Raw genomic sequence first — 11818 nt, 5'->3', positions numbered from 1 at the left:
TTTTATCATCCTCTTGATAAGCGCTGGCAGAAAGCGTAGCAAACCCGGACTGGCTGGTTTATCAGCATAGTATCTGCATACGAGAATAAGGAGAGCTGTTGTGGCTTCAATGACAATTGATATGAATGCATCACAACAGGCAGTTGAACTGGCGATTGAGATCAGCAATCTCTCTCACAGTTATGGCGAAAAGAAAGTTCTCGACAACATCAATTTACAAGTGAAAAAAGGTTCAAGCTTTGCGCTTTTAGGGCCTAATGGTGCTGGCAAAACCACACTTTTGAATATTCTTTGTACCTTGATGAACTTTGATCATGGGCGCGCCTTATTGGATGGCGCAGATGTTGTAAAACAATCGGTTAAAGCGCGTCGCTCCATCGGGGTGGTGTTTCAAACCTCCAGCCTTGATGATCGATTGAGTGCTGATGAAAATCTCGAATTTCATGGCCTTGTTTATGGTATGAGCAAGAAAGAGCGCTGCGAAGCGATGGATGCGGTGCTGGAACTGGTGGAACTGAGCGAATTTCGTGGGAAGATTGTGCGCGAATTTTCCGGCGGTATGCGCCGTCGTCTGGAAATTGCCCGCGCCTTGATGCACAAGCCTGCCATTTTGCTGCTGGATGAGCCCACTGTTGGTTTGGATGCGCAGACACGCCAGCGCATCTGGCGTTATTTGCAGGACATGCAGATCAATGAAGGTCTCACTGTTTTGACCACCACGCATTATATTGAAGAAGTCGAAAGTGCTGATCAGATCTGCATTATCGATCATGGTCGTATTCTGGCTGAAGGCACACCCGAAAGCTTGAAACAGCAATATGGTAAAAGCTGGTTACATGTAACGCCACTGAATAATGATGTGGTTTCTGAAATTAAATCCCGTTTTACCAATGTGCAGGCTTTGACCCATAATCGCTATGCTATTGAAATTCCCGATACGGCAGAACTGAACAAGTTCTTGGAAGAATGCAGCGACCAGATTGAAGAGGCGCGCCTCGATGCGCCGTCACTGGAAAGTGTTTTCCTGTCACTCACAGGACGTGAATTGCGCGATAAGGCATCAGGTGTTCGCATTTCCGAGCAACAGGCCGGCAGACGAGCAGGGCGCCGATGATTTTAAGTCTACGCCTTGCCTTTTTTATTTTGTTTTTAGCAGTTTGGTGGATGATATCCCTCAAAGTGCCGCAGGGCTTGTTTGCCTCGCCGTATGAAACATTACTGGCTGGGCAGAAAATGCTTGTTGAAAAGCGCTTATGGACAGCGCTTCTAGAAAGCATGCGGGTTTATTTCAGCGGCACATTAATTGCAGCACTGGTTGGTATTTTTATCGGCGGCCTGATGGGTAGTTTCCGCACCTTTGGCCGTGCCATTGATGTCTATATCTATGCATTGGCGGCAACGCCGCGCGTGGCCTTTGTGCCTATGATTATCGTGCTGTTGGGTTTGGGTGTTTTTGCCAAAGTGTTTATCGTCTTTTTGGGTGCGGTGATGCCGGTCATCATCAACACTTATAAGGGCGTGCAGCAGGCTGATGAAAATCTGATTGAAATGGCGCGCTCCACTGGCGCAGGGCAGGCACGGATCGTGCGCCATATCATCATTCCAGGTGCAATGCCGTTCATTCTGGCAGGGCTTCGTCTAAGCGCTACTTTGGGGCTGATCAATACGATTGTTGCTGAACTTTATACTGCCGTTTCCGGCCTTGGCGGCTTGCTTAATATTTATGGCAGCAGTTTCCGCATGGCAGAATATTTTGTGGTGGTGATCATTCTTGCGCTTATGGGGGTGGTGGTCAATGAAGGTTTGCGCCTGCTAGAGCAGCGTATGACGCGCTGGCAGGTGTCACGATGATCAATAATTTTGACAATACAGCCTTAGTTTTCATTTGAAAACAGATAGGCAATTCAATCAGATAAATGGAGCATTTTCATGCGCTTTGGTAAATTTGTTGGTATGACGGCTTTGGCAGCGATTGCTATGGCAGGCTCGCATATGCAGGCATTGGCCGAGCCATTTCGTATGATTATCACCGATATGGAAACGCCGCTGGTACCCAATTCAGTCGTCGATCTGGCGCTTAAAGGTGGTTATTTCGAACGCGCTGGTGTGGATGTAGAACTAATCCGCGTGCAGCAGACACCGATGGCATTGGCAGCACTGCAATCCAATGAAGGTGAGATGGCCAATATTGCAACGGAAGCATTGGTGCAATTGGCCGCCCGCGGCACGACGAATTTGCGTGCTGTAACATCGCCGAATAAAGCGCTTCCTTATTTGATTGCTGGTAAAGAAGGTGTAAAATCCATTGAGGATATCAATGGCAAAAGCTTTGGTATTGGCCGCATCGGCAGTCTTGATCATTCACTCAGCACCAAAGTTTTGAGCGGAAAAGGCATTGATACCGAAAAACTAAGCTGGGTTGCGCTCGGTCAGCCAAATATCCGTGCTCAGGCACTAAAAGCCGGTCAGATTGATGCAACGACCATGTCGATTGGCGCGCTTTTGGCTTTGCCGGGATATGAAACTTTGCCGGTTCTTGTCAACGTAGATGACTATTTTGCAGCCGCACCTGTCACCAGCAAGGTTAATGCAGTGACGGTTGAGACTTTGGAAAAGCGCAAGGATGACGTCGAAAAAGTGATTGAAGCTTTGACCCTTGCAGCGCGCGATTTTGCTAAAAATCCTGAAAGCTGGGCAACTGTGATGAAAGAAGCCCGCCCTGATGTGAAGCCTGAGAGCTTTGACGAGCTTGCCAAGGTTTTTGCCAAAAGTTGGACAGTCAATGGCGGCATTCAGAAAGATGAACTGCAATTTACCCAAAACTGGCTTTACCAGACTAAAGAATTTGAAGATCTGCGTCAGGTTGAGCTGAAAGAATGGGTTGATTTTTCGCCAGTTGATGCAGTGCTGAAAAAAATCGGTACGGCGGAAAACCTTGATACGGTTTCCCGTTAAGACGGTTAGGATCACAGGCTAAAGCATGTTGTTAACCCCGCCACATATCGTCATTGAAGCTTTGTCCCATGCGTTTTCTGACAAGAAGACGCGTGCGGGCAATGCCATGCCGGTATTGCAAGATATCAATCTGAGCGTGCGGCGGGGCGAGACAATTGTTTTTCTGGGGCCTTCTGGCTGTGGAAAAACAACACTTTTGCGGTTGATTGCTGGCTTGATCAAACCGGATCAAGGCTCAATATTGGTCAATGGTGCGGCACCGCAAGCAGGTGTCGGCAGTGCGATGATGTTTCAGTCTTTCCGGTTGCTGCCGTGGAAGACTGTGCGCGAAAACATTGCTTTTGCTTTGCCGCATTTAAAGGTGGGTGAACGTATCGCACCGGTTGATAAAGCGCTTGCTCAAGTCGGCTTAACGCGGTTTGCCGATTATTATCCGGCACAATTATCGGGCGGTATGTGCCAGCGTGTGGCATTGGCGCGCGCGCTTGTCGTCGAGCCTGATTTGTTGCTGATGGATGAGCCATTTGCGAGCCTTGATGCGCAATCACGCGAGCTGATGCAGGCAGAAACGTTGCGGTTGACTGAAAAGCAGGTGGCAACTGGCTTTGATGCATCCAATCCGGCGAAGGCGACCTTGCTTTTTGTCACGCATAGCGTTGATGAAGCGCTGATTATGGGTGACAGAATTGTGCTGATGGCGCCACGCCCAGGGCGTATTCATGAAGTGATCGAAGTTCCTTTTGCCCGTCCGCGCTTTATGAATGATCCGCGTGATGCACCGGATTTCATCCAATTGCGTCAGCATTTATGGGCGGCACTACGCGAAATGGTACTCGCTGATCCACAATCAGATTTTTATGGCCGTGGCAATGAAGGCATTGCATCATGGTAGAGTTTTAAAATATCAGACGGTGCTGTTACTGATGAGCAGCATTTTGTCAGGCATGGAACGGGTTTAAGATGAAACAAATACTGCCTTTAATGCGCGGGGTTTACGGCATTTGGCTGCGTGAAGTGATGCGTGCAACACGCGATCGCGGCCAGATGGTGGGTGGTGTTTCACGCCCGATCATATGGCTTCTGGTATTGGGTATTGGCCTAAACCCTTATTTTCGCGGTGAAATTTATGGTGAGGTGCGCTATGTGGTGCCTTACACCTATCTGCAATTCCTGTTTCCGGCCGTGATCGTGCTGAACATTATGTATACTTCTATCCAGTTTGCGGTTTCCGTTATCTGGGATCGTGAATTTGGTTTCTTGCGTGAGGTGTTGGTGTCTCCTATGCCGCGCTGGCTGATCTTGCTTGGTAAAGTGCTGGGCGGCAGTACTGTCGCCACAGGGCATGGTATTCTGGTGTTAATTTTGGCGCGCTTTGCCGACGTGAACCTTTCTTATGATCAGGTGTTTCTCGCTATCGTTTTGATGTTCTTTACATCTTTTAGCCTGACATGTTTCGGTGTGTTGCTGGCTGCACGTGTGCGCAGCTTTGAAGGCTTTGGTGTCTTTTCCAATACAATCATTTTGCCGCTTTATTTCACGTCGTCATCGATTTTTCCGCTTGATCCTTCCTTGAGCCGTACGCAGGCGGTCAGCATGTATCCGGAGTGGTTGGTGATGGTGGTGCGGGCCAATCCGATTACTTATGTGGTTGATGCGCTGCGCGGTGTGTTGATTGATTTCAACCAGTTTACCCCGTGGCTTGGGCCTGCAATTATTGCAGGCATGGCAATTGTGTTCTTTACCCTTGCCCTTCTCGATTTCCGGCGGGCATAAATATGACAAAGAAACCAAGCCGTTGGAAACACTGGCGTAGCACAGTCATCAACCTAGGCACCATTTTCGTATTGCTACTGGCGGTCAGCTTTTTACCGGCTGACACCTCACTATCGCAAATCAAAGCGCGTGGTACATTGAAGTTGTGCGTACCTGCCAGCTATCCGCCCTTTGTGACCGGCAATCCGGAGCATCCGGGCTATGATATTGAATTGGTGCAAGCCATTGCCGATAAACTCGGTGTTCGGTTAGCGATTAATAAAATGGAATCCATCGGGCGTGATTTCAATCCGCGTAACTGGATGATTTCTCGTGGCCAATGCGACATTCTTGCAGGTGGTGTGGCAGATACGCTCAGGACGCGTAATTTCATGCAGACGATTCCAACAGATATTCAGCTCGGCTGGATGCTTCTGTCTCTGGATGGCGTGATCCCACAAAAAGGTGATCAAATCTTTGTTATTCCTGGGAATACAGGGCTGAATCGACTTGAATTGTCTGGATGGTTGCGTAATCAAGGCTTGAACGCTCGGTCAATATCAATGAGGGTAGGTGAAAAACAGGTTGCGCAACAAGTTTTTAAAGCTATTGCTAATGGAGATGTAAAAGGACTTGTGGCAGAAAACTTTACCGCTTGTTCATTGTTGAAAGCTAAAGGCTCTGAAGCAAAAGACGTAAAGGCATCATGGGTTTTCTCGACAAAAGATGAGAACGGTGATGTGGAGCAAGGAAGGACGATGGCTGGTCAAACTTATTCAATGGCGCTCGGTCTGTGGAAAGGCGATGTGACTTTGAAAAGGGCGGTCGAAAAAGCCATAAAAGATTTGGATAAGAACGGGCAGACAACAAAATTACGTGAATTTTATATGGGTAACAGTATTATTTGCGACAATTAGGTGTATTGTATAGTACTTTAGTTTGATAAAAATAAGTCGGGGGACTTCAATAATCGAACGGAGGCGCGGGCGCTGAACTTATAGTTTCAGGCTCTGTAAAAGCCGCGAAATGCTGTGATTGGATGTGAGCAATATTTGTCAAAATATTGTGATCGTTATAAAATAAGCATGCTCGGTAAAAGCAGGAATTTCTTTAAGGGAAATTTTTGACTTTATCGAGATTTAAGAAAGCTGTCAGACAGCGGGCGCGAATGCCCTGATGTTTGAAAGTTTTCTCAAATGGAAGAGATCTATCAGGTGTGAAGGCAATTTGCCTGAATGCCGGATATTAAAGTTGAGTGGCGGATAACACCTGTTGTTCAAGAGATATATCACTGAATGCACCTAGGTGCGGGAGGGTATTTTGATAAGACAAAAAATAGTCGGCATGACCGCAGCATTAGCTGTTGGTTTTGGCCTTGCCGCCATAGCACCGGCTGCCGCAGCCGGTTTTACGGAAGAGCAAGCAATCGCTGGCAAAAAGGCTTATGACGCAAACTGTGCGCAGTGCCATGGTTTTAAACTGGAAGGCCCTGATGCTCCTGGTCTGGCTGGACAGGACATTATGGCTAACTGGGATACCGCTGGCGGCCTTTTTGACTTCATCTCTGTTGCGATGCCACCGGTGGCACCGGGCAAGCTTGGCGATGAAGCTTACCTGAACATCATTGCTTACATCATGTCCTATAATGGCGCAGAACCAGGCGACGAGCCAATGGTAAATGATGAAGAGAAGCTTGAAGCGATCAGCCTTGTTGCTGAAACTGCTGCTGGTTCCATCGGCGGTGGTTCTGTTGCAGATGCCGGTCCGGCTGCTGATACAAATGTTCCGCAGGCATTTACTTGGGGCACACAGCTTCCAGGTGGTCCTGAGCCGGTTGCTAAAAAAGAACCTGCCGGTTCATCAGTGCCGCAAGCATTTACATGGGGCAAGGAGCTTCCGACCCGCTAATTGATATTTTGGTCGTAAGCTTCCTCTACCGTAATTTATCCTGATAGGAGAATTCCTTTGAAAATCAATCTGAGAACCTCGCTTCTTGCTGCCGGTACCATTTTGATGGCAATCACTGGCGCAGCAATTGCACAGGACGCACGTCCTTATAAGCCGGTTACCGATGAAATGTTGCTCAACCCGCCAGCTGCTGAATGGCTGCAGTGGCGCGGTACCTATGACAATCACGGTTACAGCCCGCTTGATAAAATCAATAAAGACACTGTCAAAGACCTGCAGCTTGCTTGGGCATGGCCAATGGCTGAAGCCGGTATTCAGGAAACTGTTCCGCTCATTCATGACGGCATCATGTTTTTGCAGACCAGCAATGCTGTTGTTGAAGCATTGGATGCTAAAACCGGTGATCTGATCTGGCAGTACCGCCATGTTGCAACAGAACTGCCGCAGGCATGGAGCTATCAGGCTAACCAGGCTCGCCGTCAGAAAAACTCGATTGCACTGACCGGTGACAAGGTCGTTTTGACCACTCCTGATGCAAAAATCGTTGTGCTGAACGCAGCAGATGGTAAAGTTGTATGGGAAAAAGAAGTTCTGGACGTGATGAAGGGTTATTCCTACACCGTCGGACCTTTGATCGTTAAAGACAAGATCATCAGCGCGATTTCCGGTTGCTCGATTGCCGGTACTGCAGGTGGTTGCTACATCATGGCTCACGACCTGAACACCGGTGAAGAACTGTGGCGTTTCAACACCATTGATGATCCGAACAACCCAGAACAGCAGAAGAGCTGGGGCGTTGTTCCACCAGAAAACCGCTGGGGTGGTACACCTTGGGCAACCGGTTCTTATGACCCACGTACCAATATGACATTCTGGGGCGTTGGTATGCCTGGCCCATATGCCGAGTTGATCCGTGGTTCTGGTGATGGCTCTGTGCTTTACACCAACTCCACCGTTGCTCTTGATGTTGATACTGGTGAGCTGAAGTGGTACTTCCAGCATCTGCCACGCGACAACTGGGATTTGGACAGCCCGTTTGAACGCGTTCTGGTTGATCAGGAAATCGACGGCAAAATGCATCATATGCTGGTTTCCGTACCAGGCAAGAACGGTATTGCTTTCGCTCTTGATCGCGACACCGGTAAATACCTCTGGTCGAAAGAAACCATCGTTCAGAACGTCGTCAAGTCAATCGACAAAGACGGTACAGTTCATCTGGACGAAAGCCTGATCCCAAGTGCTGTTGGCGAAGGTGCAATGATTTGCTCTTCCGTTTCCGGTGGTAAATTGTGGCAGGCAGGTGCTTACAGCCCGCTGACCAAGTCATTCTTCGTTCCATTGACCGAAGCATGTAACACGGTAACTCCGACCCAATCCGAGTTTACAGCTGGTAACGCTGTTGGTTCGGTTAAATTCGGCCCACGTGTTCTGCCGGAAGGTATCAAGGAAGCTGGTTTGATGCAGGCTCTGGATATCAACCCTACACAGGGTGAATCCAAGTGGCAGTTCCGCAGCCGTCCATCAATGACTTCTTCGGTTCTGGCAACCGGCGGTGGTCTGGTATTTGGTGGTGACGCAGCTCGCTTCGTCAAGGCATGGGATCAGGTAACCGGTGATGTTGTTTGGGAACAGCGCCTGAACGCACCAATCGGTGGTTCACCAGTCACTTATGAAATCGATGGTGAGCAGTATCTGGTTGTTCCAACCGGTTACTCGAATGCTGCAAGCTCGATTTCTTCAGCATTCCCAGAAACTCCGCTGCCATCCGGTGCCGGTAACTCGATCTTCGTTTACAAGCTGCCAGCAGCCAAGTAATCGAAAACGATCTTAAAAAAGAGAAAAGGGCTTCGGCCCTTTTCTTGTTTTGACGTCAAATCAGGATAAAAATTATGCGCCAGTTGATCAAATCATTACGCAGCAGCATTTGCAGTCTTATGCTCGTAACTACGATGACGATACCGGTTTTAGCTCAAACCTCTGGCATTCCTGAAGAGCTGCTGAATAACAGCCGCCGCCAGAAAGGCGACAGTCTTGTTTTTTGCAATGATGCCAATAGTCGGCTACGCGATTTTGATCGCGATGTTGCACAGGCGATTGCTGATGCATTGTTTTTGAAAGCTGATTTTAAAGAAGGCTTTGGCGGTTTTCCGCTTAGCGGTGACGGATTTTTGCAAGAATTACAAATTGCAATGACCAATGATTGCGATGTGATGATGGGATTGTCTGTGCAGGAAGAATCCGCTTTTCCTGATTGGGCAGCAATGACCCGTCCCTATGTTTCACTGCCTTATGTGATGGCAGTTAATAATAAAGAGTGGAAGAGTCTTTCGGACATTCCTTTCGATCGGATGCTAGGCACTGCCATGCAGAGCATGGGCGAGATGGTTTATATCACATGGGCGCAACAACAACCGGAAGCAAAACGCTGGGTGCGCTTGCCTTATGCCGACATGGATTTGATGGTAAAGCGTTTGAATGATGAACGTTTGGCCGGTATTTTGCTTTGGCAGCCTACCTATGCGCAATTGAAAAAAAACAATCCGGAAGCCAAAGAATTGCATCCGGTTGATTTAAAACCATTACCAATCACTCACACCAAGGTTGGCGCTCTGGTGGATGCGCGTGACAGTTTCTTAAGAACAGAAATTGATCAGGCGATCGATGCTTTGGCTGCCGATGGTACGATTGCAAAAATCATGGAAAAATATGGCTATGAAGGCGTGGCTGGAGACAGCCACTAACCACTAAACTTTCTTTTATGACAATAAAAAACAGCCCTTATCGGGGCTGTTTTTTCTTATATAAGCCGCAGCGTTTTGAGTAAATTACTGGTATCCGGAAACCAGCCAAGGATGAGAATAATGATCATAAGGCTTAAACAAAACGGCTCAAATTTAATGAGTTTTGTTTCACTTTTTGGCAGGATTATGCGCCATAGATTGCCGGCTAAAAAGCCTGGAAGCGGAATGAGGCTTAATAATACCAGCCCCAGCATTTGCTCTTGAATTACCTGCACACTGTAAAGCACATAATAACCGCTGGTCCGTGACAATGCTTGGTGAATGTAAGGACGCAGAATATCAAGCAGCGGAATAGTAATAATCGCTACCGCACTTCCGATCAGGATAATGAGCAAAATGCGCAGCATTTGAGAAGCTTTTTTGGCTGTTGACAGACGGATCGGTCGGATCCAGCCATGGCTGAATAAAACCGCCATGGCCAAACCGCCATAGGAAATATTGACGGCCGGATTAAGTGATAAATGACCTTCGTTTTGTGGACGTTTATCATCTAGCCATTTGGCAAGTACGGATATCCAAGCGCCATAAAAGGCAGTGACGACGAGCATCATGAGAAGACGGGTGACAAACTGATGCACAGTCAGGTCATTGAGAATATTCACGTAAATTCACCTGAAATTTATTAAAATGCAATGCAGACCAAAGGCTGCCAGTTACGACTGATGGCTGTAGCTATAACATGGGAAATCAAGCATTTGAAATAGCCCAGCCGGTGCGGTCATGTCTATCCGTCATTATTTATTATACAGGCACAACGAAGCTTTGTTTAACCGTTTGGCTCAAGACGTCGGTTTTTAGATTTTGCACGCCTTCAATCTGGCTTAAAGATTCTGACTGGAAACGTCGGTAATCTTCAAGATCAGCGGCAACGACCCGAATAATGACGTCATAATCGCCAAGCATGAAATAGCATTCAAGCACTTGTGGCAATTTTTTAATCTCGTCTGCGAAGTGCTTCAGGCTTTTCTCATCTTGTTTATCGAGTTTGATGCGGGTAAAAAAGGTCAATCCTTTATTGACCTTAGCCGGATTGAGCACGGCTACATAGCGGTCAATCACACCGGCCTCTTCCAATAATTTGACGCGGCGTAAACAAGGCGAAGGTGACAAGCCAACCTCGCGCGCTAAATCATTATTGGCGATGCGTCCGTCTCTTTGCAATACACGCAGAATCTTCTTGTCGGTCTCATCTAGTCGCATTGGCGTAAAGTTCCAATTTTAAAATACCAATTGATATTTACTGCTATAAATATCTTTTACAAGTCCATAATAGCTATGAAATTGCTTTGATAATGGATTATCTTGCTATTAAAGATCACTCATTCAGTCAGAATATTATGGATATTTCGCATAGCTTTGTAGCGCCGGACAGTAAAGCAGTTTGGCGATCGGAATTCTGGCGCGGTATGACAACCGGCATACCGGTGTTGCTGGGCGTTGTGCCTTATGCTTTGGTGCTGGGTGCGCAAGCTGCTCAAAAAGGTCTGACCGTTGCAGAAGTGCCCTTGATGACAGGGCTTAACTTTGCCGGCGGTTCGGAGTTTGCGGCTATTCAGCTCTGGACATCGCCACCACATATTTTGCTGATTGTCGCCATTACTTTTTTGGTCAATAGCCGTCACTTGTTGATGGGCGCAGCTTTGGCTCCATTTATCAAGCACTTGCCGAAGCGAAAAGCACTGGCTGCGTTGTTTTTGATGTGTGATGAAAGCTGGGCACTGGGTCTTGACGACGCACGAAAGCGCAAGTCACAAGGTTTTATGACGCCTTTCAGTATGCCGTTTTATTTAGGTGTGGCACTGCCGCTTTATATTATGTGGGTGCTGTTTACTTTGCTTGGGGCAGGTTTTGGCCCAATGATGGGTGACCTACGTGTTTATGGCCTTGATATGGCATTTCCGGCGGTGTTTCTGGTGCTTCTTGCCGGTATGTGGAAAGGTTTTGCCGCAGCACGGCCTTGGCTTGTGAGCCTTGTCGTGGCGGCAGGTGTTTATTTGACATTACCCGGCGCTTGGTATGTCGCAGCAGGTGCCGTCTCCGGCTTGTTGGCCGCTTATTTTTTGGCAGAAAAAGAATGATTGATCCGATTGTTGCCGTTACCATTTTTCTGATGGCAGGTGTTACTTATCTCACCCGTATTGGTGGCTATGTGTTGCTTCGCAATCGTGTTTTAAGCAAACGCGCAATGGCGGTGATGGAAGCCGCACCGGGTTGTGTGCTGATTTCAGTTATTGCGCCGGATTTTGTTTCTAATAATCCGGCGGATTTACTGGCATTGGCTATCACTATTTTTGCAGCAACCCGTTTTTCGATGCTGCCGACAGTGATAATCGGCATTATTTCGGCGGGTATTTGTCGCGCACTGATTGGTTGATAGTTTTAAGGGTACTTTGAAAGTGCCC

13 protein-coding genes are annotated in these 11818 nt (G+C 47.8%); 11 read left to right on the top strand and 2 right to left on the bottom strand.

Translation table 11 applies throughout. The features are described 5' to 3' along the window. The first annotated feature begins 109 nt into the window (after window positions 1–109). The 9 genes from JNC77_RS10020 (at window position 110) to JNC77_RS09980 (ending at window position 9356) form a co-directional block, all read left to right on the top strand. A complete protein-coding gene (locus JNC77_RS10020) occupies window positions 110–1114 on the top strand; it encodes an ABC transporter ATP-binding protein (RefSeq protein ID WP_374832163.1) in 1005 nt (334 codons plus the stop codon). A 50-nt stretch (window positions 1115–1164) separates the two neighbouring features. Further along, window positions 1165–1851 carry an ABC transporter permease gene (locus tag JNC77_RS10015; RefSeq protein ID WP_374832021.1) on the top strand — a complete coding sequence of 229 codons (687 nt, stop codon included), beginning with the start codon at window positions 1165–1167 and terminating at the stop codon, window positions 1849–1851. Window positions 1852–1929: 78 nt separating this feature from the next. Further along, on the top strand, window positions 1930–2955 hold the full coding sequence (locus JNC77_RS10010) for an ABC transporter substrate-binding protein (protein WP_374832019.1): 1026 nt from the start codon (window positions 1930–1932) through the stop codon (window positions 2953–2955). A 25-nt stretch (window positions 2956–2980) separates the two neighbouring features. Further along, on the top strand, window positions 2981–3847 hold the full coding sequence (locus JNC77_RS10005; RefSeq protein WP_374832017.1) for an ABC transporter ATP-binding protein: 867 nt from the start codon (window positions 2981–2983) through the stop codon (window positions 3845–3847). 68 nt (window positions 3848–3915) lie between these two features. Continuing rightward, on the top strand, window positions 3916–4728 hold the full coding sequence (locus JNC77_RS10000; protein ID WP_374832015.1) for an ABC transporter permease: 813 nt from the start codon (window positions 3916–3918) through the stop codon (window positions 4726–4728). Between the two features lie 2 nt (window positions 4729–4730). Continuing rightward, window positions 4731–5624: a substrate-binding periplasmic protein gene (locus JNC77_RS09995; RefSeq protein ID WP_374832013.1), complete on the top strand. Its 894-nt coding sequence runs from the start codon at window positions 4731–4733 to the stop codon at window positions 5622–5624. 403 nt (window positions 5625–6027) lie between these two features. Then, window positions 6028–6615 carry a c-type cytochrome gene (locus JNC77_RS09990; protein WP_374832011.1) on the top strand — a complete coding sequence of 196 codons (588 nt, stop codon included), beginning with the start codon at window positions 6028–6030 and terminating at the stop codon, window positions 6613–6615. Window positions 6616–6672: 57 nt separating this feature from the next. Beyond that, entirely contained in the window at window positions 6673–8430 is a 1758-nt protein-coding gene (locus JNC77_RS09985; protein WP_374832009.1) for a pyrroloquinoline quinone-dependent dehydrogenase, read from the top strand. Window positions 8431–8504: 74 nt separating this feature from the next. Further along, window positions 8505–9356, top strand: a complete 852-nt coding sequence (locus JNC77_RS09980) for a substrate-binding periplasmic protein (protein ID WP_374832007.1) — start codon at window positions 8505–8507, stop codon at window positions 9354–9356. A gap of 56 nt (window positions 9357–9412) precedes the next feature. Here the strand turns inward: JNC77_RS09980 and JNC77_RS09975 are convergent, their stop codons facing one another. Both JNC77_RS09975 and JNC77_RS09970 read right to left on the bottom strand, forming a co-directional pair. After that, a complete protein-coding gene (locus JNC77_RS09975; protein WP_374832005.1) occupies window positions 9413–10018 on the bottom strand; it encodes a hypothetical protein in 606 nt (201 codons plus the stop codon). 139 nt (window positions 10019–10157) lie between these two features. Beyond that, window positions 10158–10616 (bottom strand): Lrp/AsnC family transcriptional regulator, encoded by a 459-nt coding sequence (locus tag JNC77_RS09970; RefSeq protein WP_374832003.1) that lies wholly within the window; start codon window positions 10614–10616, stop codon window positions 10158–10160. Between the two features lie 137 nt (window positions 10617–10753). On the opposite strand from JNC77_RS09970, the gene JNC77_RS09965 reads away from it, so the two are divergent. Then, window positions 10754–11494 carry an AzlC family ABC transporter permease gene (locus JNC77_RS09965; RefSeq protein ID WP_374832161.1) on the top strand — a complete coding sequence of 247 codons (741 nt, stop codon included), beginning with the start codon at window positions 10754–10756 and terminating at the stop codon, window positions 11492–11494. Then, window positions 11491–11790: a branched-chain amino acid transport AzlD family protein gene (locus tag JNC77_RS09960; protein WP_374832001.1), complete on the top strand. Its 300-nt coding sequence runs from the start codon at window positions 11491–11493 to the stop codon at window positions 11788–11790. Before JNC77_RS09965 ends, JNC77_RS09960 begins: the two co-directional genes overlap by 4 nt. Window positions 11791–11818 lie beyond the last annotated feature (28 nt).

The sequence above is a fragment of the Paenochrobactrum pullorum genome (genome assembly GCF_041929845.1).
Lineage (GTDB): Bacteria > Pseudomonadota > Alphaproteobacteria > Rhizobiales > Rhizobiaceae > Paenochrobactrum > Paenochrobactrum pullorum.
Note: the sequence above shows the minus strand (reverse complement) of the source record. Positions and strands in the feature narration are given on the sequence as shown.